At 54.4% G+C, this 25,497-nt stretch carries 18 protein-coding genes; 13 read left to right on the forward strand and 5 right to left on the reverse strand.

Translation table 11 applies throughout. The features are described 5' to 3' along the window. Positions 1-19: 19 nt before the first annotated feature. Positions 20-988 carry a thioredoxin-disulfide reductase gene (gene trxB, locus A4308_RS11410; RefSeq protein ID WP_023332535.1) on the reverse strand — a complete coding sequence of 323 codons (969 nt, stop codon included), beginning with the start codon at positions 986-988 and terminating at the stop codon, positions 20-22. A 544-nt stretch (positions 989-1,532) separates the two neighbouring features. On the opposite strand from trxB, the gene lrp reads away from it, so the two are divergent. The 10 genes from lrp (at position 1,533) to A4308_RS11460 (ending at position 15,556) form a co-directional block, all read left to right on the forward strand. Then, positions 1,533-2,027 (forward strand): leucine-responsive transcriptional regulator Lrp, encoded by a 495-nt coding sequence (lrp, locus tag A4308_RS11415; RefSeq protein WP_000228469.1) that lies wholly within the window; start codon positions 1,533-1,535, stop codon positions 2,025-2,027. 135 nt (positions 2,028-2,162) lie between these two features. After that, entirely contained in the window at positions 2,163-5,858 is a 3,696-nt protein-coding gene (locus A4308_RS11420) for a DNA translocase FtsK 4TM domain-containing protein (RefSeq protein WP_063308519.1), read from the forward strand. A gap of 128 nt (positions 5,859-5,986) precedes the next feature. Continuing rightward, a complete protein-coding gene (lolA, locus tag A4308_RS11425; RefSeq protein ID WP_014883204.1) occupies positions 5,987-6,601 on the forward strand; it encodes an outer membrane lipoprotein chaperone LolA in 615 nt (204 codons plus the stop codon). Positions 6,602-6,610: 9 nt separating this feature from the next. Continuing rightward, positions 6,611-7,954, forward strand: a complete 1,344-nt coding sequence (rarA, locus tag A4308_RS11430; protein ID WP_014883205.1) for a replication-associated recombination protein RarA — start codon at positions 6,611-6,613, stop codon at positions 7,952-7,954. 92 nt (positions 7,955-8,046) lie between these two features. After that, on the forward strand, positions 8,047-9,339 hold the full coding sequence (gene serS / locus A4308_RS11435) for a serine--tRNA ligase (RefSeq protein ID WP_023332538.1): 1,293 nt from the start codon (positions 8,047-8,049) through the stop codon (positions 9,337-9,339). A gap of 212 nt (positions 9,340-9,551) precedes the next feature. Then, positions 9,552-11,996 carry a dimethylsulfoxide reductase subunit A gene (dmsA, locus tag A4308_RS11440; RefSeq protein ID WP_023338208.1) on the forward strand — a complete coding sequence of 815 codons (2,445 nt, stop codon included), beginning with the start codon at positions 9,552-9,554 and terminating at the stop codon, positions 11,994-11,996. A 10-nt stretch (positions 11,997-12,006) separates the two neighbouring features. Beyond that, positions 12,007-12,624: a DMSO/selenate family reductase complex B subunit gene (locus A4308_RS11445; protein ID WP_014883208.1), complete on the forward strand. Its 618-nt coding sequence runs from the start codon at positions 12,007-12,009 to the stop codon at positions 12,622-12,624. A gap of 1 nt (position 12,625) precedes the next feature. Then, positions 12,626-13,489 (forward strand): dimethyl sulfoxide reductase anchor subunit family protein, encoded by an 864-nt coding sequence (locus A4308_RS11450; RefSeq protein WP_014883209.1) that lies wholly within the window; start codon positions 12,626-12,628, stop codon positions 13,487-13,489. Positions 13,490-13,762: 273 nt separating this feature from the next. Further along, positions 13,763-14,911, forward strand: a complete 1,149-nt coding sequence (locus A4308_RS11455; protein ID WP_045282256.1) for an MFS transporter — start codon at positions 13,763-13,765, stop codon at positions 14,909-14,911. Positions 14,912-15,034: 123 nt separating this feature from the next. Further along, a complete protein-coding gene (locus A4308_RS11460) occupies positions 15,035-15,556 on the forward strand; it encodes an anti-virulence regulator CigR family protein (RefSeq protein WP_023338209.1) in 522 nt (173 codons plus the stop codon). A 36-nt stretch (positions 15,557-15,592) separates the two neighbouring features. On the opposite strand, the gene pflA is transcribed toward A4308_RS11460, so the two are convergent. The 4 genes from pflA to ycaO all read right to left on the reverse strand — a co-directional run bounded on the left by pflA (position 15,593) and on the right by ycaO (position 21,895). Further along, positions 15,593-16,333, reverse strand: coding sequence for a pyruvate formate lyase 1-activating protein (gene pflA, locus A4308_RS11465; protein ID WP_014883212.1), 741 nt, complete (start codon positions 16,331-16,333; stop codon positions 15,593-15,595). A 203-nt stretch (positions 16,334-16,536) separates the two neighbouring features. Next, a complete protein-coding gene (gene pflB, locus A4308_RS11470) occupies positions 16,537-18,819 on the reverse strand; it encodes a formate C-acetyltransferase (protein WP_045282257.1) in 2,283 nt (760 codons plus the stop codon). 51 nt (positions 18,820-18,870) lie between these two features. After that, positions 18,871-19,728: a formate transporter FocA gene (gene focA, locus A4308_RS22415; RefSeq protein WP_032637072.1), complete on the reverse strand. Its 858-nt coding sequence runs from the start codon at positions 19,726-19,728 to the stop codon at positions 18,871-18,873. 406 nt (positions 19,729-20,134) lie between these two features. After that, positions 20,135-21,895, reverse strand: coding sequence for a 30S ribosomal protein S12 methylthiotransferase accessory factor YcaO (gene ycaO / locus A4308_RS11480; protein ID WP_014883215.1), 1,761 nt, complete (start codon positions 21,893-21,895; stop codon positions 20,135-20,137). 127 nt (positions 21,896-22,022) lie between these two features. Here ycaO and A4308_RS11485 point away from each other — a divergent pair, with 127 nt between their 5' ends. From A4308_RS11485 to aroA, 3 genes are all read left to right on the forward strand, one after another. Next, the gene (locus tag A4308_RS11485; RefSeq protein ID WP_014883216.1) at positions 22,023-22,715 is read left to right on the forward strand and encodes a DUF421 domain-containing protein; all 693 of its coding nucleotides are present in this window, start codon (positions 22,023-22,025) and stop codon (positions 22,713-22,715) included. A 162-nt stretch (positions 22,716-22,877) separates the two neighbouring features. Next, positions 22,878-23,966, forward strand: a complete 1,089-nt coding sequence (gene serC / locus A4308_RS11490) for a 3-phosphoserine/phosphohydroxythreonine transaminase (RefSeq protein WP_023332545.1) — start codon at positions 22,878-22,880, stop codon at positions 23,964-23,966. 68 nt (positions 23,967-24,034) lie between these two features. Beyond that, a complete protein-coding gene (gene aroA, locus A4308_RS11495; RefSeq protein ID WP_045282258.1) occupies positions 24,035-25,318 on the forward strand; it encodes a 3-phosphoshikimate 1-carboxyvinyltransferase in 1,284 nt (427 codons plus the stop codon). Positions 25,319-25,497: the final 179 nt, after the last annotated feature.

Raw genomic sequence — 25,497 nt, forward strand, 5'->3', positions numbered from 1 at the left:
TGTTACTGACTTGTAAAGATTATTTACCTTGTTCAGCCAGTCCATCAAGATAGCGTTCTGCGTCCAGCGCGGCCATACAGCCGGTGCCCGCAGAGGTGATCGCCTGACGGTAAATATGGTCCATCACGTCACCAGCAGCGAACACGCCAGGGACGCTGGTTTGAGTTGCATTACCGTGAATACCAGACTGCACCTTGATGTAGCCGTTTTCCAGTTCCAGCTGACCTTCGAAGATAGCGGTATTCGGGCTGTGACCGATTGCCACAAACAGGCCAGCCACGTCCAGCGTTTCGACGTTATCGGTGTTCTGGGTGTCACGAATGCGCAGTCCGGCAACGCCCATCTGATCGCCCGTTACTTCTTCCAGGGTGCGATTGGTGTGCAGCACGATGTTGCCGCTCGCCACTTTATCCATCAGACGTTTGATCAGGATCTTCTCGGCGCGGAAAGTGTCACGACGGTGGATCAGGTGCACTTCAGAGGCGATGTTTGCCAGGTAGAGCGCTTCTTCCACGGCGGTGTTGCCGCCGCCGATAACCGCGACTTTCTGATTGCGATAGAAGAAACCGTCGCAGGTTGCGCAGGCAGAGACGCCGCGGCCTTTAAACGCTTCTTCAGACGGCAGGCCGAGGTAGCGGGCAGAGGCGCCGGTGGCAATAATCAGCGCGTCACAGGTGTACTCGCCGCTGTCACCCGTCAGGCGGAACGGACGGTTCTGAAGATCGACCTTGTTGATATGGTCGAACAGGATTTCAGTTTCGAATTTCGCGGCATGCTCGTGCATGCGCTCCATCAGCAGCGGCCCGGTCAGGTCGTTCGGGTCGCCTGGCCAGTTTTCCACTTCTGTGGTGGTGGTCAGCTGACCGCCTTTTTCCATACCGGTGATCAGTACCGGTTGCAGGTTAGCGCGTGCAGCATAGACCGCCGCGGTATATCCCGCAGGTCCGGAACCAAGGATTAGCAACTTACTGTGTTTGGTCGTGCCCATGAGATCCCCATTGTTGTTGGCAGGCAATGGGCTGGATTGTAGGGAATTTGTTGCCGTAAAAAAAGAGCACTGGAGTTTTGCTTTCGATATATGCAATAGCCACGCCCGATGGATCTGGCGCAGTGTTATCACGTCTGCTGCTGAAAATCGCGCGTTTATAAGTCAGTAAAATGAGGATTAATACCCCTCCGTAATGAATATCCGGCATCTTGTACTAAAAATCGATGTTTTGCTTTGACAATCCCCTGCGCTTTTGCGAAAACATTCAAGGAAGAAAAAAAACCGCGTTAACCGTATGCCGCATAGGCATGCACGTAAATGCCATTTTTACCGTGTCAGTGAAATCTACGCATGGCGTGGACAGACGCCATACGTGATGTCGGTGACGGCCTTCGGGCAACGGTCTTCTTACCAATAGAACCCGAATCCGCATCGCGTCAAATACATAACCAGGCGATGTGATGACTAACGGGTACAGGCTCTGAACAGTGATGTGCACAGGGTCCAGGCAGGAGTAGGGAAGGAATACAGAGAGACAATAATAATGGTAGATAGCAAGAAGCGCCCTGGCAAAGATCTCGACCGTATCGATCGTAACATTCTTAATGAATTGCAAAAGGATGGGCGTATTTCCAACGTCGAGCTTTCAAAACGTGTGGGTCTTTCCCCGACGCCGTGCCTTGAGCGTGTGCGCCGACTGGAAAGACAGGGTTTTATTCAGGGCTATACGGCTCTGCTGAACCCGCATTATCTGGATGCCTCACTTCTGGTATTTGTTGAGATTACTCTGAATCGTGGTGCACCGGATGTGTTTGAGCAATTTAACGCCGCTGTACAAAAACTTGAAGAAATTCAAGAGTGTCACCTGGTGTCCGGTGATTTCGACTACCTGTTGAAAACCCGTGTGCCTGATATGTCCGCCTACCGTAAGCTGCTGGGGGAAACCCTGCTGCGTCTGCCAGGCGTGAACGACACCCGTACTTATGTGGTGATGGAAGAGGTCAAACAGAGCAATCGTCTGGTTATTAAGACGCGCTAACACGGAACAGGTGCAAAATCAGCGTAGTTTGATTACACTCCTGTTAATCCATACAGCAACAGTGCCGGGGAGTCCCGGCGCTGTTGTCCGTTTTAGCAAACAGGCAGGATATGCCTGATACCTGGAGAGCCTTTCTTGAGCCAGGAATACACTGAAGACAAAGAAGTCACACTATCGAAGCTAAGCAGCGGACGTCGTCTCCTCGAGGCTTTGCTGATTGTTATTGCCCTTTTTGCCGTCTGGCTGATGGCAGCCTTACTCAGTTTCAACCCTTCCGATCCCAGCTGGTCACAAACCGCATGGCATGAACCTATCCATAATTTAGGTGGTGTACCCGGTGCCTGGCTTGCGGACACGCTCTTTTTCATATTCGGTGTGATGGCCTACACCATTCCCGTCATTATCATCGGCGGATGCTGGTTTGCATGGCGTCATCGTCAGAACGATGATTACATCGACTATTTTGCGGTTTCCCTGCGCCTGATTGGCGCGCTGGCACTGATCCTCACCTCCTGCGGGCTGGCGGCGATTAACGCCGATGACATCTGGTACTTCGCCTCCGGCGGGGTCATTGGTAGCCTGCTCAGTTCTGCGTTACAGCCCATGCTGCACAGCAGCGGTGGCACGCTGGCGCTGCTGTGCATCTGGGCGGCAGGATTGACGCTGTTTACCGGCTGGTCATGGGTGAGCATTGCCGAAAAAATCGGCAGCTTTATTCTCACGATCCTGACGTTCGCCAGCAACCGGACCCGCCGCGACGATACGTGGGTCGATGATGACGACTATGAAGAAGAGTACGAAGAGGAAGACGAGGCCCCGGTACCGCGTCGTGAATCTCGTCGTGCCCGTATTCTGCGCGGTGCCCTGGCGCGTCGCCAGCGCGTCGCGGAAAAATTTGCCAACCCGCTTGGACGCAAAACGGATGCCGCGCTCTTCTCCGGTAAACGTATGGATGAAGACGAGCAGGTTGAGTACCGTGCCGCGGGTGCCGCTGTCGATCCTGATGATGTGCTGTTCTCCGGCAGCCGTGCTACCCCGGGTGAATTTGACGAATACGATCCGCTGCTGAACGGCCATTCGGTCAGCGCACCGGTTGCGGCAGCCGCAGCCGCCACGACGGCCGCGCAGGCGTATGCCGCGCCTGTCGAAGCCGTGATGCCATCCGCGCCGGTTCCACCACCAGAATCCGTTATTCAGCAGCCAAACGTTGTGTGGCAGACCGCGCCCGGTGTTCATACGCCGGAGCCCGTCATCGCGCCTGAACCTGAAAGCTATATTCCTGTGCAGCAGGAACCGTGGCAGCAGCCTTACCAGCCGCCGCAACCTGAGTATGAACCGCAGCACTATGAGCAGCCTGTGGCCCAGCCGTATCAGGAGTATGTGCCTGAACCGGTTGAACCTGCGCAGCCATATGCAGAGCCTCAGCCTGAACCTGAGGTGATGGAAGAGGTGAAACCGTCTCGTCCGCCAATGTACTATTTTGAAGAAGTTGAAGAACGCCGCGCCCGTGAACGCGAGCAGCTGGCGGCCTGGTATCAGCCTGTGCCTGAACCCGCGCAGGAGCCCGTTACGAAGGCACCTTCAGTTTCGGTTCCGCCGGTCGACGCGACGCCTGCGGTTGCACCTGTCGCCGAAAGCGTGAAGCAGGCCACCGTGGCCGCTGCTGCTGCCGCACCTGTCTTCAGCCTGGCTACGGGTGGCGCACCGCGTCCTCAGGTGAAAGAGGGGATTGGTCCACAGTTGCCACGCCCTAACCGCGTTCGCGTTCCTACCCGTCGTGAACTTGCCTCTTACGGCATCAAACTGCCATCCCAGCGTATGGCCGAAGAAAAAGCACGTGAGTCGGACTACGAAGATGACGCAGATGACATGCAGCAGGACGAACTGGCTCGCCAGTTCGCGGCACAGCAGAATCAACGCTACGGTGAAGAATACCAGCACGATGAGCCCGCTCTGGACGATGAAGATGAAGATGAAGCTGCAGAGGCAGAGTTAGCGCGTCAGTTCGCGGCAACGCAACAGCAGCGCTACTCCGGGGAACAGCCAACGGGTGCCAACCCGTTCTCATTGTCTGATTTCGAGTTCTCACCAATGAAAGACCTGGTGGATGATGGTCCGAGTGAGCCTTTATTTACCCCGAGCGTGATGCCTGAAGCTGAACCTGTGCGTCAGCAGCCTGCCCCGCAGGCCTACGCGCAGCCGCAACAACCGGTTCAGCAGCCGTATGCTCAACCGCAGCAGCCACAACACCAGCCGCCGCAGTTCCAGCAGCCAGCGCCACAGCCGCAGGAGAGCCTGATTCACCCGCTGCTGATGCGTAACGGTGACAGCCGTCCGCTGCAGCGTCCAAGCACGCCGCTGCCGTCACTGGATCTGCTGACGCCACCTCCTGCTGAAGTCGAGCCGGTTGATACTTTTGCTCTGGAGCAGATGGCCCGTCTGGTGGAAGCCCGTCTGGCTGACTTCCGCATTAAGGCGGATGTGGTGAACTACTCCCCGGGTCCGGTCATCACCCGTTTCGAACTGAACCTGGCGCCGGGCGTAAAAGCCGCGCGTATTTCTAACCTGTCTCGTGACCTGGCGCGTTCTCTGTCGACCGTGGCGGTGCGTGTGGTGGAAGTGATTCCGGGTAAACCGTACGTGGGTCTTGAACTGCCGAACAAAAAACGTCAGACCGTCTACCTGCGTGAAGTGCTGGACAACACCAAGTTCCGTGATAACCCATCCCCACTGACCGTCGTGCTGGGTAAAGATATCGCCGGCGATCCGGTGGTGGCAGATCTTGCGAAAATGCCTCACCTGCTGGTGGCCGGTACGACCGGTTCCGGTAAGTCCGTCGGGGTGAACGCCATGATCCTCAGCATGCTCTACAAAGCGCAGCCGGAAGATGTGCGTTTCATCATGATCGACCCGAAAATGCTCGAACTGTCCGTCTACGAAGGTATCCCGCATCTGCTGACGGAAGTGGTCACCGACATGAAAGACGCTGCCAACGCCCTGCGCTGGAGCGTCAACGAGATGGAACGCCGCTACAAGTTGTTGTCTGCATTGGGCGTGCGTAACTTGGCCGGTTATAACGAGAAAATCGCCCAGGCGATGCGCATGGGACGTCCGATTCCGGATCCTTACTGGAAGCCGGGCGATAGCATGGATGCCCAGCATCCGGTGCTGGAAAAACTGCCTTACATCGTCGTGCTGGTGGATGAGTTTGCTGACCTGATGATGACCGTCGGTAAGAAGGTGGAAGAGTTGATTGCTCGTCTGGCGCAGAAAGCGCGTGCGGCCGGTATTCACCTTGTGCTGGCCACCCAGCGTCCTTCGGTGGACGTTATTACGGGTCTTATCAAAGCGAACATTCCGACGCGTATCGCCTTTACCGTATCAAGTAAAATTGACTCCCGTACCATTCTTGACCAGGGCGGCGCAGAGTCGCTGCTGGGTATGGGTGACATGCTCTATTCCGGCCCGAACTCCACCTCTCCGGTGCGTGTCCACGGTGCGTTCGTCCGCGATGAAGAAGTTCACGCCGTCGTGCAGGACTGGAAAGCACGCGGTCGCCCACAATATGTGGACGGTATTACCAGCGATACGGAAAGCGAAGGCGGCGGCGGTGGCTTTGACGGCGGCGAAGAGCTGGATCCGTTATTCGATCAGGCGGTTAATTTCGTCACCGAAAAACGTAAAGCCTCGATCTCTGGCGTCCAGCGTCAGTTCCGCATTGGCTATAACCGCGCGGCGCGTATCATCGAACAGATGGAAGCCCAGGGCATCGTGAGCGAGCAGGGGCATAACGGTAACCGCGAGGTGCTGGCGCCGCCGCCGTTTGATTAACCTTCAGCGATTGCAAAGAAGGGTAAATCAGCCAAAATTAAGCATTTTCTTCTGTCGCCTGCCTTCGGGCAGGTCCAGAATAGATGACGGAAACCCCATTTCGGGAAGACGTATTTTAAGGAATAACAATGAAAAAAATCGCCATCGCCTGTGCATTACTCACCAGTTTTGTTGCCAGCAGCGTCTGGGCTGATGCGGCCAGCGACCTTAAAAGCCGACTGGATAAAGTGAGCAGCTTCCACGCCAGCTTCACGCAGAAAGTGACTGACGGCAGCGGCAACGCGGTGCAGGAAGGTCAGGGAGATTTGTGGGTAAAACGCCCGAATCTGTTTAACTGGCACATGACTCAGCCGGATGAGAGCATCCTGGTCTCTGACGGTAAAACACTGTGGTTCTTCAACCCGTTCGTTGAGCAGGCCACGGCAACCTGGTTGAAAGATGCCACCAGCAATACGCCCTTTATGCTGATTGCCCGCAACCAGGCCAGCGACTGGCAGCAGTACAATATTAAGCAGAACGGTGATGAGTTTGTCCTGACGCCGAAAGGCAGCAACGGCAACCTGAAGCAGTTCACCATCAACGTCAGCACCAACGGGACCATCAATCAGTTCGGCGCGGTTGAGCAGGACGATCAGCGCAGCAGCTACCAGCTCAAGTCTCAGCAGAACGGCGCCGTGGATGCATCGAAATTCACCTTCACCCCGCCGCAGGGCGTAACGGTGGACGACCAACGCAATAAGTAAGAGGCATGAGTGAGCAATCTGTCGCTCGATTTTTCAGATAATGCGTTTCAACCTCTGGCCGCTCGTATGCGGCCAGAAAATTTAGCGCAGTACATCGGCCAGCAGCACCTGCTGGCTGCGGGGAAACCTTTGCCGCGGGCCATTGAGGCCGGGCATTTGCACTCCATGATCCTCTGGGGACCACCCGGGACCGGCAAAACGACCCTCGCTGAAGTGATTGCCCGCTATGCCAACGCTGACGTCGAACGTATCTCGGCGGTCACGTCCGGCGTAAAGGAGATCCGCGAGGCAATCGAGCGCGCGCGCCAGAACCGTAATGCCGGGCGCCGCACCATCCTCTTTGTCGACGAAGTTCACCGCTTCAACAAGAGCCAGCAGGATGCTTTTCTGCCGCATATTGAAGACGGCACAATTTTCTTCATCGGCGCGACCACCGAAAACCCCTCGTTTGAACTGAATTCGGCGCTGCTCTCTCGCGCCCGCGTTTACCTGCTCAAATCCCTGACCGCCGAGGATATCGAAAAGGTTCTGACCCAGGCGATGGACGATAAAGCACGCGGCTACGGCGGGCAGGATATCGTTCTGCCTGACGAAACGCGCAGGGCGATTGCGGAGCTGGTTAATGGCGATGCGCGCCGCGCGCTGAACACCCTGGAAATGATGGCCGATATGGCCGAAGTGGATGATGCCGGAAAGCGGGTGCTGAAGCCGGAACTCCTGACCGAAATTGCCGGTGAGCGCAGCGCGCGTTTTGATAATAAAGGCGATCGTTTCTACGACCTGATCTCGGCATTGCATAAGTCCGTCCGCGGCAGCGCCCCGGATGCGGCGCTTTACTGGTACGCGCGCATAATCACCGCGGGTGGCGATCCGCTGTACGTGGCGCGCCGCTGTCTGGCGATTGCCTCAGAAGATGTCGGCAATGCTGACCCGCGCGCCATGCAGGTTGCCCTTTCTGCCTGGGACTGCTTTACCCGCGTGGGCCCGGCAGAAGGCGAGCGTGCGATTGCGCAGGCGATTGTCTATCTGGCCTGCGCGCCGAAAAGCAATGCTGTCTATACCGCCTTTAAGGCCGCGATGTCGGACGCACGTGAACGCCCGGATTACGATGTGCCGGTTCATCTGCGCAACGCGCCAACCAAACTGATGAAGGAGATGGGCTACGGGCAGGAGTATCGCTATGCGCATGACGAGCCCAACGCCTATGCCGCCGGGGAGGAGTATTTCCCGCAGGAAATGGCACAAACCCGCTATTATCACCCTACAAACAGAGGTCTTGAGGGCAAGATTGGTGAAAAGCTCACCTGGCTCGCCGGACAGGATCAAAATAGCCCTATAAAACGCTACCGTTAGTTCGATCGTTGCGGTAATGTTGGCATAGTATCCTTGTGACCGCAGGCTGTGGTCACATTTTCCTATTTTAATTCGATAAGCACAGGATAAGCATGCTCGATCCCAATCTGCTGCGTAATGAGCCAGACGCAGTCGCTGAAAAACTGGCACGCCGGGGCTTTAAGCTGGATGTAGATAAGCTGCGCGCTCTTGAAGAGCGTCGTAAAGTTCTGCAGGTACAAACTGAAAATCTGCAGGCAGAGCGTAATTCTCGATCGAAATCCATTGGCCAGGCGAAAGCGCGCGGGGAAGATATTGAGCCATTACGCCTGGAAGTGAACAAACTGGGTGAAGAGCTGGATCAGGCGAAAGCCGAGCTGGACGTTCTTCAGGCCGAAATTCGCGATATTGCGCTGGCGATCCCGAACATTCCTGACGACAGCGTGCCTGTCGGCAAAGACGAGAACGACAACGTTGAAGTGAAACGCTGGGGTACGCCTCGCGAGTTCGACTTCGAGGTGCGCGATCACGTCACGCTGGGCGAAATGCACGCGGGTCTGGACTTTGCGGCCGCGGTTAAGCTGACCGGTTCTCGCTTCGTGGTGATGAAAGGCCAGATTGCCCATCTGCACCGTGCGCTGGCCCAGTTCATGCTGGATCTGCACACCGAGCAGCACGGTTACAGCGAAACCTACGTCCCGTATCTGGTCAACCACGATACGCTGTACGGTACGGGTCAGCTGCCGAAATTTGCCGGCGACCTGTTCCATACCCGTCCGCTGGATGAAGAAGCAGACAGCAGCAACTATGCGCTGATCCCTACCGCAGAAGTGCCGCTGACTAACCTCGTCCGTGATGAGATCATCGACGAAGACGAACTGCCGATCAAACTGACCGCACACTCTCCGTGCTTCCGTTCTGAAGCGGGATCTTATGGCCGCGACACGCGTGGTCTGATCCGTATGCACCAGTTCGATAAAGTCGAGATGGTGCAGATTGTTCGTCCGGAAGACTCCATGGACGCGCTGGAAGAGATGACGGGTCACGCCGAGAAAGTCCTCGAGCTGCTGGGCCTGCCGTATCGTCGTATGGCGCTGTGTACCGGTGATATGGGCTTTGGTGCCTGCAAAACCTTCGACCTGGAAGTGTGGGTACCTGCGCAGAACACCTACCGTGAAATCTCCTCCTGCTCTAACGTCTGGGATTTCCAGGCGCGCCGCATGCAGGCACGCTGCCGCAGTAAATCTGACAAGAAAACCCGTCTGGTGCATACCCTGAACGGCTCTGGTCTGGCTGTGGGTCGTACGCTGGTTGCCGTGCTGGAAAACTATCAGCAGGCAGATGGCCGTATTGAGATCCCTGAAGTGCTGCGCCCATACATGAAAGGTCAGCAGTACATTGGCTAAATATGTGCCTCAAAACAAAAAAAGCGCCTTCGGGCGCTTTTTTTATGCCTGTGAATTGATACGACGCAATACCCCCTGCCTCTAAAGTAGTAATACTCCTCCGAATGAAAGTCAGCAGAAAAAGCTGATAACGAATAATTTCGTTATATATAAAACTACATAGCGGTTTGTGCCGCCTCTCTTTTCTTTGTGAGCAACCAAAGTGAGTCTCTATGAAAATCAACGCGCCTGAAGAATTGCTGGCTGCCGAGGTCACTCGCCGTGGTTTGATGAAAACCACGGCAATAGGCGGCCTGGCTGTAGCCAGCAGCGCTTTCACGCTCCCTTTTACCCGACTGGCGTCAGCGGCGGATGCACTATCCCCGGCCTCAGTCCCGGAAAAAGTGGTGTGGAGTGCCTGTACGGTAAACTGCGGTAGCCGTTGCCCGCTGCGTATGCACGTAGTGGATGGCGAAATAAAATATGTCGAAACCGACAATACCGGGGACGATAACTACGAAGGGTTACACCAGGTTCGCGCCTGTCTGCGTGGCCGCTCCATGCGTCGTCGCGTCTATAATCCGGATCGTCTTAAGTACCCAATGAAGCGCGTGGGTAAACGTGGGGAAGGGAAGTTCGAGCGCATTAGCTGGGATGAAGCCTACGATATTATCGCCACCAATATGCAGCGGCTGATCAAAGAGTATGGCAACGAATCCATCTACCTGAACTACGGTACCGGAACGCTGGGCGGCACGCTAACCCGCTCCTGGCCACCGGGAAAAACGCTGGTGGCGCGTCTGATGAACTGCTGCGGCGGTTATCTTAACCACTATGGTGACTACTCCTCTGCACAAATCGCCGCAGGACTGAATTACACCTACGGTGGCTGGGCAGACGGCAACAGCCCGTCTGATATCGAAAACAGCAAGCTGGTCGTTCTGTTCGGGAACAATCCGGGTGAAACGCGTATGAGCGGCGGCGGGGTGACCTACTACCTCGAACAGGCGCGTGCTAAATCCAATGCCCGCATGATCATTATCGATCCGCGCTATACCGACACCGGTGCAGGACGCGAAGATGAGTGGATCCCAATCCGCCCAGGTACCGATGCCGCGCTGGTCTCCGCGCTGGCGTGGGTGATGATCACTGAAAATCTCGTCGATCAGCCGTTCCTGGATAAATACTGCGTCGGTTATGACGAGAAAACCCTGCCAGCCAGTGCCCCAGCTAATGGCCACTACAAGGCGTATATTCTCGGTCAGGGCAGCGACGGCGTGGCGAAAACGCCGGAGTGGGCGTCCACCATCACCGGTATTCCGGTCGAGCGTATTGTTCAACTGGCGCGTGAGATTGGCTCAGCCAAACCGGCCTATATCAGCCAGGGGTGGGGACCGCAGCGTCATGCGAACGGTGAAATTGCCACCCGCGCAATCTCCATGCTCTCCATTCTGACCGGCAACGTGGGGATTCATGGTGGTAACACTGGTGCGCGTGAAGGCTCATATGAAGTCCCGTTTGAACGTATGCCAACGCTGGACAACCCGGTACAAACCAGCATTTCCATGTTTATGTGGACCGATGCGATTGAACGTGGCCCGGAAATGACCGCCTTGCGCGACGGCGTGCGCGGTAAGGACAAGCTGGACGTGCCGATCAAGATGATCTGGAACTACGCCGGTAACTGTCTTATCAACCAGCATTCGGAAATCAACCGCACTCATGAAATCCTGCAGGACGACAAGAAGTGCGAGATGATTGTGGTGATCGACTGCCACATGACCTCCTCGGCAAAATACGCCGACATTCTGCTGCCGGACTGCACCGCGTCTGAGCAGATGGACTTCGCGCTGGATGCCTCCTGCGGCAACATGTCTTACGTGATCTTCACCGATCAGGCGATCAAACCGCGCTTCGAGTGCAAAACCATCTATGAGATGACCTCCGAGCTGGCGAAGCGTCTGGGCGTTGAGCAGCAGTTTACCGAGGGACGTACTCAGGAAGGCTGGATGCGCCATCTGCATGAACTCTCCCGCAAAGCCATCCCAGACCTGCCGGATTTCGATACCTTCCGCAAGCAGGGCATGTACAAACAGCGCGATCCTGAAGGGCATCACGTTGCCTACAAAGCGTTCCGCGAAGATCCGCAGGCGAACCCGCTGACTACGCCATCGGGCAAAATTGAAATCTACTCCGAAGAACTGGCAAAAATTGCGTCTACCTGGGAGCTGCCGGAGGGGGACGTTATCGATCCGCTGCCGATCTACACGCCAGGATTCGAAAACTATAACGACCCGCTCACGGCGAAATTCCCGCTGCAGTTGACCGGTTTCCACTATAAAGCACGCGTTCACTCCACCTACGGTAACGTCGACGTACTGAAAGCCGCCTGCCGCCAGGAGATGTGGATCAACCCGATGGATGCGAAAGCGCGTGGTATTAACAATGGCGATCGCGTGCGCATCTTCAACGGCCGCGGTGAGGTACACATTGAAGCCAAAGTCACGCCACGCATGATGCCAGGCGTCGTGGCGCTGGGAGAAGGGGCATGGTACAGCCCTGATGCCAACCGCATCGATCAGGCAGGCAGCATTAACGTACTGACCACGCAGCGTCCGTCGCCGCTGGCGAAAGGCAACCCGTCTCACACAAACCTTGTTCAGGTTGAAAAGGTTTAAGGAGTAACCGATGACAACCCAGTATGGATTTTTCATTGATTCCAGCCGTTGCACCGGGTGCAAAACCTGCGAGCTGGCCTGTAAAGATTACAAAGATCTCACCCCAGACGTGAGTTTCCGTCGCATCTACGAATACGCCGGAGGTGACTGGCAGGAAGATAACGGTGTCTGGCATCAGAACGTGTTTGCCTATTACCTGTCGATTGCCTGTAACCACTGCGAAGACCCGGCCTGTACGAAGGTCTGTCCGAGCGGGGCGATGCACAAGCGTGAAGACGGTTTCGTGGTCGTGGATGAAGATGTTTGTATCGGCTGCCGCTACTGCCATATGGCCTGCCCGTACGGCGCGCCTCAGTACAATGCCGCCAAAGGGCATATGACCAAGTGCGACGGCTGCCACTCTCGCGTCGCGGATGGCAAAAAACCGATCTGCGTCGAGTCCTGTCCGCTGCGCGCGCTGGACTTTGGCCCTATTGAAGAACTGCGTCAAAAACATGGTCAGCTTGCTGCGGTAGCACCGCTGCCGTCCGCGCACTTCACGAAGCCAAGTATTGTGATTAAACCTAACGCCAACAGCCGTCCAACAGGTGATACCACCGGCTACCTGGCAAACCCGAAGGAGGTGTGAGATGGGAAGTGGATGGCATGAATGGCCGCTGATGATCTTCACGGTCTTTGGTCAGTGCGTGGCGGGTGGCTTCATCGTGCTCGCGCTGGCACTGCTGAAAGGTCAACTCACTGCTGAACAGCAGCAGCGTTTAGTGTTGAGCATGTTTGGCCTGTGGGTGCTGATGGGGATTGGTTTTATCGCCTCTACGCTGCACCTGGGCTCACCGATGCGCGCGTTTAACTCGCTTAACCGCGTGGGGGCATCGTCCCTCAGTAACGAGATTGCCAGCGGGGCGATTTTCTTCGCCATCGGCGGGCTGGGCTGGTTGCTGGCAGCGCTTAAAAAATTGCCTGCAGGTCTGCGTAGCCTCTGGCTGATCGTGACCATGGTGCTGGGCGTGGTGTTTGTATGGATGATGGTGCGTGTCTATAACACCATTGATACCGTCCCTACCTGGTACAGCGTCTGGACGCCAATGAGCTTCTTCCTGACGATGTTTATCGGCGGGCCGCTGCTCGGCTATCTGCTGTTGCGCGTGGCGGGGGTAGACGGCTGGGCAATGCGTTTGCTGCCAGCCGTATCGCTGCTGGCGCTGGTAGTGAGTGCAATCGTTGCTCTTATGCAGGGTGCTGAGCTGGCCACCATTCATAGCTCGATTCAGCAGGCCTCTGCGCTGGTGCCGGATTACGGTTCTCTGATGGCCTGGCGTATCGTGCTGCTGGTAGCGGCGTTGGTATTCTGGATCGCGCCTCAGCTAAAAGGCTACCAGCCTGCTCTGCCGTTGTTATCACTGGCCTTTGTGCTGGTGCTGGCAGGGGAGTTGATTGGTCGTGGCGTCTTTTATGGTCTGCATATGACGGTCGGTATGGCCATCGCCAGCTAATCTTATTTTTTGTTATAAAAGCCGGGACATAGCGCCCGGCTTTTCTTTTTTCATTCATGAAATTTTTCGACTGTCGTTTTGTTTTAATTTCTACCATTAATAAATAAAAACAGAGACATAATTAATATCTATAGCAGGCACTGCATTAGCAGGATAAGTTTTTTAAATCGACAGGGAACATATCGTGCGAGCCGGCTAAATCAGTGGATTGACTTTGTTTTTGCCAGTGGCATGATGCGCACGAAATCTGAACTTCCTCACGGTTTTTAATCCATGACCACCTATACCCGGCCAGTGCTACTGTTGCTCTGTGGCCTGCTTCTGCTGACCCTGGCGATCGCAGTGTTGAATACGCTCGTCCCGCTGTGGCTCGCCCATGAAAACTTACCGACCTGGCAGGTGGGTATGGTTAGCTCGTCCTTTTTCACCGGGAACCTGTTGGGCACATTATTAACCGGTAGCCTGATTAAACGCTTTGGCTTTAATCGCAGCTATTATCTGGCTTCGCTGATTTTCGCCGCCGGGTGTGCCGGGTTGGGCCTGATGGTCGGCTTCTGGAGCTGGATGGCGTGGCGCTTTATCGCCGGTGTCGGTTGCGCGATGATTTGGGTGGTTGTTGAAAGTGCGCTGATGTGCAGCGGCACGTCACGTAACCGCGGGCGCCTGCTGGCAGCCTATATGATGGTTTACTATGTGGGCACCGTGCTGGGACAACTGATGGTCAGCAAACTGCCAACGGACCTGATGAGCGTGCTGCCATGGGTAACCGGTATGGTGCTGGCGGCGATCCTGCCGCTGCTCTTTACGCGTATCGTTAACCAGAAAAGTGAGCATCAGGAAGCGACCCACATCTGGCCGATGCTGAGGCTGCGCCAGGCGCGTCTGGGAGTGAATGGCTGTATTATCTCGGGGATTGTTCTGGGCTCGCTCTATGGTCTTATGCCGCTCTACCTGAACCATCAGGGTGTCAGCGATGCCGGGATTGGTTTCTGGATGGCGGTCATGGTGAGCGCGGGGATTGTCGGACAGTGGCCGATTGGCCGCCTGGCCGATCGCTTCGGTCGCCTGCTGGTGCTGCGCGTTCAGGTCTTTGTGGTGATCATGGGCTGTTTTGCTATGCTCAGCAACGCCGCGATGGCCCCAGCGCTGTTTATCCTTGGGGCAGCGGGGTTCACGCTTTATCCGGTCGCGATGGCGTGGGCCTGTGAGAAAGTTGAACATCACCAGCTGGTGGCGATGAACCAGGCGCTGTTATTAAGCTATACCATCGGCAGCCTGCTGGGACCAACATTTACCGCGATGCTGATGCAGAGTTATTCTGACAATTTGCTGTTTATCATGATCGCCAGCGTGTCGTTTATTTATCTCTTAATGCTGCTGCGCAAAGCAGGCGAGCATCCAACGCCTGTGGCGCACGCCTGATTAAATAAAAGCCTGTCAATGACAGGCTTTTTTGTCCCTGTCATATATAAGACTTTTACGTATTGTTTGTTTTCCCCGCCCGGCGATAATTCAAATGAGTTCTACCACTAAAAGGCAACAATCATGTCTAAACGTCGTTTTTCCACTACCGCACTTGCCGTAGTGTTGTCTTTAACGTTTGCAACGGCTCCGGTCATGGCTAATCCAGGAAACGGGAATGGCGGTGGTCACGGCAACGGTGGCGGACAAGGTAATGGCGGCAATCATGGTAACGGGAACTCTGGTAACCATGGTAATAAGCAAAATAGCGGTCAGGATAACCCAGGGAAATCAGATAAGAGCTTTAAAAGCAGCAAAGATGTCGGCAATGATGTTGACGCTCGCGTAAGCTTCGATCATGCCCGTCACCTGGCACTGAATTACGGCTTAACGGGCTATGAGTCTCTGCCTCCGGGTATTGCGAAAAACCTGGCCCGCGGTAAACCACTTCCTCCGGGTATTGCGAAGAAAACCGTGCCAGCCTCTATGCTTGGCCAGCTTCCATCCTACCCAGGTTATGAATGGCGCGTGGTGGGTGACGATCTGGTCTTAATCGCGCTGAGTACGGCGATTGTGACTTCCGTTATTAACGGCGTCTTTAAATAGAATTTAAAAAGGCCCGGTTCTCACCGGGCCTTTTCTTTAATACATGACCTTGTGGCCATACTGCTCAAGAATACCTTTCACGCGCTCCATCGTCTCTTTTTTCGGTGGCTTCACGCCATCAAGTTTGTACTCTTCACCCATCGCCACCCATTTATGTTTGCCGAGTTCGTGATAGGGCAGAAGCTCAATTTTCTCGACGTTGCCCATGTCGCGGGTAAATTCCCCCAGGCGGTGCGCAGAGTCGTCATCATCTGACCAGCCGGGAACAACAACATAGCGGATCCAGGTTTTGATGCCTTTGTCGGCAATATACTTCGCAAATTCCAGCGTACGGTGGTTGGAAACGCCAACCAGATTCTGGTGGATCTCATCATTCATCTGTTTGAGATCGAGCATCACCAGATCGGTCACTTCGAGCAGTTCATCAATGACCGGATCGTAGCGGCGCACGAAGCCGTTGGTATCGAGACAGGTATGAATGCCTTCCTTGCGGCAGGCGCGGAACCAGTCGCGGACAAATTCAGCCTGAAGAATGGCTTCGCCGCCGGATGCGGTCACGCCGCCGCCGGACGCGTTCATAAAGTGGCGATAGGTCACCACCTCTTTCATCAGATCTTCCACGGTGACTTCTTTCCCACCATGAGTGTCCCACGTGTCGCGGTTGTGGCAGTACAGGCAGCGCATCAGGCAGCCCTGGAAGAAGGTAATAAAGCGGATACCTGGGCCATCGACGGTGCCACAGGATTCAAAGGAGTGAATGCGACCAATAGTTGACATTGCGGTGAGATCTCCGAATTTGGCCCATCCGGGGGCCTATGTAGTTGCACAGCTCAAAGGCTATGTCGAGTCTGTTTTGGCTGTTATCCATTCAGTATAGATAGCGGACAAAAGAGACTGATGAAGCGAGGGTGTTAAAAAGGCCCCACTTGCGTGGAGCCTTTATTGTACGCCTTTTAACGCGTGATTTCAGTCAATTCCACTTACATGGACTGAGTGAAAGTACGGGTGATAACGTCCTGCTGCTGTTCTTTAGTCAGGGAGTTAAAACGTACTGCGTAGCCAGATACACGGATGGTCAGCTGAGGATATTTCTCAGGGTGTTCCATCGCATCGAGCAGCATTTCACGGTTCATTACGTTCACGTTCAGGTGCTGACCACCTTCGATGGACGCTTCGTGGTGGAAGTAACCATCCATCAGACCCGCGAGGTTAGTTTTACGTACTTCGTCATCTTTACCCAGCGCGTTTGGCACGATAGAGAAGGTGTAAGAAATACCATCTTTCGCGTAGGCAAACGGCAGTTTAGCAACGGAGGTCAGAGAGGCAACCGCACCTTTCTGGTCACGACCGTGCATTGGGTTAGCACCTGGGCCGAATGGCGCGCCAGCACGACGACCGTCTGGGGTGTTACCGGTTTTCTTACCATACACAACGTTAGAGGTGATGGTCAGAACAGACTGAGTCGGGATAGCGTTACGGTAGGTAGTGAGTTTCTGAATTTTCTTCATGAAACGTTCTACCAGGTCAACCGCCATGTCATCAACGCGAGCGTCGTTGTTACCAAACTGCGGGTATTCGCCTTCGATTTCGAAGTCGATAGCCAGACCGTCTTCGTCACGAATTGGTTTAACTTTCGCATATTTGATTGCAGACAGGGAGTCAGCCGCAACGGACAGGCCTGCGATACCACACGCCATGGTGCGAACCACGTCACGGTCGTGCAGCGCCATCAGAGAGGCTTCGTAGCTGTACTTGTCGTGCATGTAGTGGATAACGTTCAGTGCAGTCACGTACTGCTTCGCCAGCCAGTCCATGAAGTGGTCCATGCGCTCCATGACTTCGTCATAGTTCAGCACGTCGCCTTTGATAGGTTCAGACTTAGGACCCACCTGCATTTTCAGTTTTTCATCAACGCCGCCGTTGATGGCGTACAGCATGGTTTTCGCCAGGTTTGCACGCGCACCGAAGAACTGCATTTGCTTACCAACAACCATTGGGCTTACGCAGCACGCGATAGCGTAGTCGTCGTTGTTGAAGTCCGGACGCATCAGGTCATCGTTCTCATACTGCAGAGAAGAGGTGTCGATGGACACTTTAGCGGCGAATTTCTTGAAGTTCAGAGGCAGTTTTTCAGACCACAGAACGGTGATGTTCGGCTCCGGAGAAGGACCCATGGTGTACAGGGTGTTCAGGAAGCGGAAGCTGTTTTTGGTTACCAGAGTACGGCCATCTACGCCCATACCGCCGATAGATTCGGTTGCCCAGATTGGGTCACCAGAGAACAGCTCATCATATTCTGGAGTACGCAGGAAGCGAACCATACGCAGCTTCATGACCAGGTGGTCAATCATTTCCTGAGCGTCTTGCTCGGTGATTTTACCTGCTTTCAGGTCACGTTCGATGTACGCATCCAGGAAGGTGGATACGCGGCCGAAGGACATTGCTGCACCATTCTGAGACTTAACAGCGGCCAGGTAGCCGAAGTAGGTCCACTGGATAGCTTCCTGGGCGTTGGTTGCAGGACCAGAGATATCGCAGCCATATTTCGCTGCCATCTCTTTGATCTGACCCAGCGCACGGTGCTGTTCAGCAATTTCTTCACGCAGACGGATAGTCGCTTCCAGGTTTACGCCGTTTTCCAGGTCAGACTGCAGGGAAACAAACTGCGCGTATTTGTCTTTCATCAGGAAGTCGATACCGTACAGCGCAACGCGACGGTAGTCACCAATGATACGGCCACGGCCATACGCATCTGGCAGACCAGTCAGAACGCCAGATTTACGGCAGTTCAGAATGTCTTTGGTGTAAACATCGAATACACCCTGGTTGTGGGTTTTACGGTATTCGGTGAAGATTTTTTTCAGCATTGGGTCCAGCTCGCGGTTATACGCTTTGCAGGAACCTTCAACCATTTTGATACCACCGAACGGGATGATTGCGCGTTTCAGTGGTGCTTCAGTCTGCAGACCAACGATTTTCTCAAGGGCTTTGTTGATATAGCCAGCATCGTGAGAAGTGATGGTGGAAGCAACGGAGGTGTCAAAATCAACTGGCGCGTGAGTGCGGTTTTCCAGTTTAACGCCTTCCATTACGCTGTCCCACAGCTTGGTGGTCGCGTCAGTTGCGCCAGCCAGGAAGGATTCGTCACCTTCATACGGGGTATAGTTTTTCTGAATGAAGTCACGGACGTTGACTTCATTCTGCCAGTCACCTTTCGCAAAACCTTCCCAGGCTGTGGCTAACTTTTCATTAAGCTCGGACATGTAACACCTACCTTCTTAAGTGGATTTTTTATTTACTGCCTGAGATAACCATCAATGATGGTCGTCGCCACGCAGGTAAATGACCCAGTATGTCAACCCAACTAACAGACCCCCACCGATAATGTTCCCGATAGTGACGGGGATCAGGTTATCAGTAATGAAATTCATAATAGTCAGGTGAGAGAAACTTTCCGGGGATGAACCAATTGCGGTCCAGAACTCCGGGCTTGCAAAGTTGCGGATAACAATCCCCATCGGGATCATGAACATATTCGCAATACTGTGCTCAAAGCCGCTGGCAACAAACATCGCAACCGGCAGAACCATAATCATGGCTTTATCCATCAGGCTACGACCAGAATAGCTCATCCAGACCGCCAGGCAGACCATCAGGTTTGCAAGGATGCCGAGAGCAACGGCTTCGATAAATGTGTGGTGCATTTTGTGGTCGGCGGTTTGCAGGACGTTAAGCCCCCAGCCGCCGTTGGCGGTCATGTACTCGCCAGAAAGCCACATCAACAGAACAAAGAGCAGACAGCCAATCAGGTTGCCAACGTAGACGTTAAGCCAGTTGCGCGCCAGTTGACCCCAGGTAATTCTTCCGCTGGCTTTTGCCACGACAATCAGCACCGTTGAGGTGAAGAGGTCGGCACCGCAGATGACGCAAAGAATCAGACCCAGTGAGAAGCAAATGCCGCCAATCAGTTTGGCCATGCCGAAAGGCATTCCGGCAGTACCGGTGGTGGCGGTGATGTAGAAGACGAAAGCGATTGAGATGAACACACCAGCAGTAATCGCCAGATAGAACGTCTTCATCGGGTGTTTCGTTGCTTTATAGACACCCGCTTCTTCGGCAACTTTTGCCATCGCGGCGGGGAGTAAAAGATCAAAAGGGTTGTCAGCTTTCACACTAACTCTCTCTTTATTAAGTCGGCGACGAGATACTAACAAAGCATTATAGAAGAGAAATTGATATAGATCATATCTCGCCTGGCTTATAGGCCCGCAGTGTGTATGGTTTTACAGCAAATGCGGAGTAAGTAATTGATTATCCGTATAAAAATAAATTTTAAAAGTTATGAAAAGAGTTGAATTATTTCGTTCGTCCCCCTCCGAAACAGTTAATTAATATGGAGTATTTACCATAAAAAGTAACAATAAAGCCCGGGTAAAGATTATTATATTTACCCATGTTTAACTTTATTATTACAATCAGCAATCATTACCGAAAAAAATAAAAAACGGGGCAATGAAATTGCCCCGTAATATAGCCCAGACGATTGAATACGCCTACTGCTGCTAATGTTATATGCGCTTATTTTGACCAGTAAGCGGCTTTTGCTTTCTGCAGCTTTTCATAGGCCTTGAGCAGCGACTGATGCGCCGGGAAGGCTTTCAGATCGCTGTCCACGGCCTGCAGACCGTAGAATGGCTCTTCACCGCTGAGCGCCGCGCTGGCGGCTTCAACCGCTTCAGCACCGTACATACGCACGAAAGCGTTCAGGTACTGCAGTGGCTCGCGATCCTCTTCCTGCGAAAGCAGCAGCAGGGTTTGCAGGCAACGGTAATAGTTGGTGCGCTCGGCAGAGAAGACCGACTGGTTGAATTCCATCGTCCATTCCGTCCAGGCCAGGGCCTGATCCAGATCGCCGCCAGCCAGCGCCAGCATCGCTTTCAGTTCCCCGATACGCAGGGTATACCAGCCGTTGTCTTTACCCGTCGCCAGGCCCAGCAGTTCACGCACGCGAGTGAAATCATCGTGACCTTCTTCGTCCAGTTGGGCGATCAGGTTCAGATAATCCTCTTTTTCCCACTCGCTGCCTGGCAGAGCAAGCAGGGTTTCGCGCAGGTGCGCACCCATGCTGTTGTTCGCCAGCCACAGATCTTCAGCAGGGTAGATGTCGGACATGCCCGGCACAATGATGCGGCATGCGTAAACGCCCAGGTGTTCATAGTCGGCAATGTAGACTTCCTGATCTTCGGCGTTAAAGATGGCCATTAGCGTGGCGAACTCTTCTTCCGTGGTGCCGGCAAAGCTCCAGTCTACGAACGGATAGTCTGCGTCCTGCTTAAACATATCCCAGGAGATCAGGCCGCTGGAATCGATGAAGTGGGTTTCGAGGTTGGTATGCTCCGCCACTTCTTCATCGTCAAAGGTTGGCGGGGTGAAGACGTCGAGATCTTTCAGGCTACGGCCTTGCAGCAGTTCGGTGACGGTACGCTCCAGCGCCACGCCGAAGTCAGGGTGCGCGCCGAAGGAGGCGAAGCAGGTGCCGTTTTCTGGGTTAAACAGCACCACGCAGATCACCGGATATTTACCGCCCAGTGAGCCATCGTAGGCGAAGATTGGGAAACCTTCCGCTTCGAGTTTGGCGATGGATTCCACCACGCCCGGGTAGCGCGCCAGCACGTCGGCCGGAATTTCAGGCAGGCTGATAGATTCGGCGATAATGCGGTTTTTAATGTGACGCTCGAACACTTCTGACAAGCCCTGAACGCGCGCTTCGTTGCGGGTGTTACCGGCGGACATGCCGTTAGACACATACAGGTTGCCGACGATGTTCATCGGAATATACACGGTCTGCTCGTCAGACTGGCGGGTGAACGGCAGGGCGCAGATACCACGATCTTCGTTACCAGACTGCAGATCGATCAGCATGCTGGCGGTCAGTTCGTTTTCTGGATCGTAGAACGCACGCAGGCGGGCGTCGAGAATACCTTCCGGCAGTTCATCGTCTTCGGTCAGCGGGAACCATTTTTCGTTCGGATAGTGAACGAATGGGCCGTTAGCGATGGTTTCGCCCAACCAGAAGTCAGCGAAGAAATAGTTGGTGGACAGACGCTCAAAATACTCACCCAGCGCGGAGGCCAGTGCCGCTTTTTTAGTCGCGCCTTTCCCGTTGGTAAAGCACAGGGCACACTCTTTGTCGCGAATATGGACGGACCAGACATGGGGCACCGGATTGAGCCAGGAGGCTTCTTCGATGTTAAAACCCAGGTCGGTCAGTTTCTGCTGGAAGCGAGCGATGGAATCTTCCAGAGCGGCGTCTTTGCCGGGGATAAACGTTTGAGTCATGGCGTTCACTTTTATCGTACGTAAAGCGCGCAATGATACGGGTTTTGCGTGACGGGTGCTATCTTCGGCGAAAATAAAAGGCTGGGCTATGCTTAGTGGCAGTAACTGACTGTTAAGGCATAGAAAAATGAAAGCATTTGATCTCCAGCGGATGGCGTTTGATAAAGTTCCCCCCGAGTTTTTAGGCGAAGTGGCTTTGCGGAGCCTGTATACCTTCGTTCTTGTCTTTCTGTTTCTTAAGATTACTGGCCGTCGCGGTGTGCGGCAGATGTCGCTTTTTGAAGTGTTAATCATCCTCACGCTGGGGTCAGCGGCGGGGGATGTCGCCTTTTATGACGATGTGCCGATGGTGCCGGTCTTTATCGTCTTTGTCTCGCTGGCGCTGCTGTACCGCCTTGTGATGTGGCTGATGTCGAAGAGCGAAAAGCTGGAAGATCTGCTGGAAGGGAAGCCTGTGGTGATTGTCGAAGACGGACAGTTGGCCTGGGAAAATGTGCAAAGTGCCAATATGACCGAGTTCGAATTTTTTATGGAATTGCGTCTGAACAGCGTCGAACAACTCGGACAGGTGCGTCTGGCCATTATGGAAACGAACGGTCAAATCAGCGTGTATTACTATCATGATGACGAGGTGAAGCCGGGGTTATGCATCCTGCCGGATATGCTCATTGAGCGATACAAAACCGTCCCCGATGCGGGCGAATATGCCTGTATAAAATGTAGTCATGTGGTGGTGATGAAGGCAGGCGATCATCAATTATGCCCTCGCTGTACGAATCCAGAATGGACGAAGGTTAGCCGGGCTAAACGGATCACCTGACAGCCATTTTGTCGGTTTTGTCCTGGCGAGGCGGCAGATTGTTTTGTGTGATGTGAGCCACATTTCACGGGTCATAAGTTTTAGACATTGCGGCGCGTGTCACTGAATGATAAAACCGATATCCACAGTTATAACTTATGGCTTTTAGCGTGGTGAGGGGAAATGGCTCAAGTCTTTAATTTCAGTTCAGGTCCGGCGATGTTACCGGCAGACGTGCTTAAACAGGCTCAACAGGAACTTTGTGACTGGAACGGTCTCGGTACGTCGGTGATGGAAATCAGCCACCGTGGTAAAGAGTTTATTCAGGTGGCGGAAGAGGCAGAAAAGGATTTTCGCGATCTGCTGAATATTCCCTCGAACTACAAAGTATTGTTCTGTCACGGCGGCGGACGCGGCCAGTTTGCTGGCGTACCGCTGAATATCCTTGGCGATAAAACGACGGCTGACTACGTTGATGCGGGCTACTGGGCGGCAAGCGCCGTTAAAGAAGCGCACAAATACTGCACGCCGAACGTTATCGACGCCAAAGTGACCGTTGACGGTCTGCGCGCCGTGAAGCCCATGAGCGAATGGCAGCTTTCTGATAACGCAGCCTATCTCCACTACTGCCCGAACGAAACTATCGACGGGATTGCCATCGACGAGACGCCAAACTTCGCCAGCGATGTTGTGGTTGCCGCCGACTTCTCCTCCACCATTCTTTCTGCCCCGATTGATGTCAGCCGCTACGGCGTTATCTATGCAGGCGCACAGAAAAATATCGGTCCTGCGGGCCTGACAATCGTCATTGTACGTGAAGATCTCCTGGGGAAAGCCCATAAGTCTTGCCCGTCAATTCTCGACTACACCGTGCTGAACGATAACGACTCCATGTTCAACACGCCACCGACGTTTGCCTGGTACCTCTCGGGCCTGGTCTTCAAATGGCTGAAGCAAAACGGCGGTGTGGCGCAGATGGACAAGGTCAATCAGCAGAAAGCTGAACTGCTGTACGGCGTGATCGACAAAAGCGATTTCTACCGTAACGATGTGGCGAAAGCTAACCGCTCCCGCATGAACGTGCCGTTCCAGCTGGCAGACAGCAACCTGGACAACGTGTTCCTGAAAGAGTCCTTCGCGGCAGGTCTGCACGCGCTGAAAGGCCACCGTGTGGTGGGGGGGATGCGCGCCTCTATTTATAACGCGATGCCGCTGGAAGGGGTTAAAGCTCTGACCGATTTCATGATCGACTTCGAACGTCGCCACGGTTAATCGCGCTGTTTCCACCCCCGTAGCCCTGCTGCGGGGTTTTTATTATGTTGAGTTGAGAGTTAAGTTTCATGGAATCCCTGACGTTACAACCTATCGCGCGGGTAGATGGCACCATCAATCTGCCTGGTTCAAAAAGTGTCTCGAACCGCGCTCTGCTGCTGGCAGCTCTGGCAAACGGTACCACCGTCCTTACAAACCTGCTGGACAGCGATGACGTACGCCACATGCTCAATGCGCTGAAAGCGTTGGGTGTTCATTACACTCTCTCTGACGATCGTACCCGCTGTGAAGTGACCGGCAACGGCGGCGCGCTGCGTTCGGGTGAAGAGCTCGAGCTGTTTCTGGGCAACGCGGGTACCGCGATGCGTCCATTGGCGGCGGCGCTGTGTCTGGGAAGCAATAACATCGTGCTGACCGGCGAGCCGCGCATGAAAGAGCGTCCGATCGGCCATCTGGTCGATGCCCTGCGTCAGGGTGGCGCGCAGATTGAGTATCTTGAGCAGGAAAATTATCCGCCACTGCGTCTGCGCGGGGGCTTTAGCGGCGGTGACGTCGAGGTGGACGGTAGCGTTTCCAGTCAGTTCCTGACGGCCCTGCTGATGACCGCGCCGCTGGCACCGCAGGATACGGTTATCACGATTAAAGGTGAGCTGGTCTCCAGACCGTACATTGATATCACGTTGCACCTGATGAAAACCTTCGGCGTCGAGGTCGAAAACCAGTCTTATCAGCGTTTTGTGGTGCGTGGGGCACAGCAGTATCAGTCTCCGGGTAATTACCTGGTTGAAGGCGATGCGTCATCGGCCTCTTACTTCCTGGCTGCGGGCGCGATCAAAGGCGGCACCGTGAAGGTGACCGGTATTGGCCGCAACAGCATGCAGGGCGACATCCGTTTTGCCGACGTGCTGGAGAAAATGGGCGCCACTGTCACCTGGGGCGATGACTTCATCTCCTGTACCCACGGCGAGCTGAATGCCATTGATATGGACATGAACCACATTCCGGATGCGGCGATGACCATTGCCACGGCTGCGCTGTTTGCCAAAGGCACCACCACGCTGCGTAACATCTACAACTGGCGCGTGAAAGAGACTGACCGTCTGTACGCGATGGCGACCGAGCTGCGTAAAGTGGGGGCTGAGGTGGAAGAGGGCGAAGACTACATTCGCGTCACCCCTCCGGCAAAACTGCAGTTCGCAGAAATTGGCACCTACAACGATCACCGTATGGCGATGTGCTTCTCGCTGGTGGCGCTGTCCGACACGCCTGTGACCATTCTTGACCCGAAATGTACGGCGAAAACTTTCCCGGACTACTTCGAGCAGCTGGCGCGCATCAGTACGCTGGCCTGATAGCGTTATGCCGCATCCTTCGATGCGGCATTTCCTTACGCTTCCTGACGAACACTTCCGCTCATTTCTTCTACACTCTGCTTCAATCATTCCGTAATTTGCACGCAAAGGTAACAGTTGCGCACGTTGGCGCGTATAATGCGCGGCGTTCATGTTAACGGTATGCCTTATTTAAGGAG

Source organism: Enterobacter sp. ODB01, from assembly GCF_001623605.1.
GTDB classification, from domain to species: Bacteria; Pseudomonadota; Gammaproteobacteria; order Enterobacterales; family Enterobacteriaceae; genus Enterobacter; species Enterobacter kobei.

What these genes read in the sequence shown, in the direction of transcription:
- A4308_RS11460 (WP_023338209.1), top strand. Translation starts at nt 15,035, where the DNA reads ATGTCTAAACGTCGTTTTTCCACTACCGCACTTGCCGTAGTGTTGTCT.
- serS (WP_023332538.1), top strand. Translation starts at nt 8,047, where the DNA reads ATGCTCGATCCCAATCTGCTGCGTAATGAGCCAGACGCAGTCGCTGAA.
- dmsA (WP_023338208.1), top strand. Translation starts at nt 9,552, where the DNA reads ATGAAAATCAACGCGCCTGAAGAATTGCTGGCTGCCGAGGTCACTCGC.
- pflA (WP_014883212.1), bottom strand. Translation starts at nt 16,333, where the DNA reads ATGTCAACTATTGGTCGCATTCACTCCTTTGAATCCTGTGGCACCGTC.
- serC (WP_023332545.1), top strand. Translation starts at nt 22,878, where the DNA reads ATGGCTCAAGTCTTTAATTTCAGTTCAGGTCCGGCGATGTTACCGGCA.
- lolA (WP_014883204.1), top strand. Translation starts at nt 5,987, where the DNA reads ATGAAAAAAATCGCCATCGCCTGTGCATTACTCACCAGTTTTGTTGCC.
- A4308_RS11455 (WP_045282256.1), top strand. Translation starts at nt 13,763, where the DNA reads ATGACCACCTATACCCGGCCAGTGCTACTGTTGCTCTGTGGCCTGCTT.
- aroA (WP_045282258.1), top strand. Translation starts at nt 24,035, where the DNA reads ATGGAATCCCTGACGTTACAACCTATCGCGCGGGTAGATGGCACCATC.
- A4308_RS11485 (WP_014883216.1), top strand. Translation starts at nt 22,023, where the DNA reads ATGAAAGCATTTGATCTCCAGCGGATGGCGTTTGATAAAGTTCCCCCC.
- lrp (WP_000228469.1), top strand. Translation starts at nt 1,533, where the DNA reads ATGGTAGATAGCAAGAAGCGCCCTGGCAAAGATCTCGACCGTATCGAT.
- A4308_RS11450 (WP_014883209.1), top strand. Translation starts at nt 12,626, where the DNA reads ATGGGAAGTGGATGGCATGAATGGCCGCTGATGATCTTCACGGTCTTT.
- ycaO (WP_014883215.1), bottom strand. Translation starts at nt 21,895, where the DNA reads ATGACTCAAACGTTTATCCCCGGCAAAGACGCCGCTCTGGAAGATTCC.
- A4308_RS11445 (WP_014883208.1), top strand. Translation starts at nt 12,007, where the DNA reads ATGACAACCCAGTATGGATTTTTCATTGATTCCAGCCGTTGCACCGGG.
- pflB (WP_045282257.1), bottom strand. Translation starts at nt 18,819, where the DNA reads ATGTCCGAGCTTAATGAAAAGTTAGCCACAGCCTGGGAAGGTTTTGCG.
- trxB (WP_023332535.1), bottom strand. Translation starts at nt 988, where the DNA reads ATGGGCACGACCAAACACAGTAAGTTGCTAATCCTTGGTTCCGGACCT.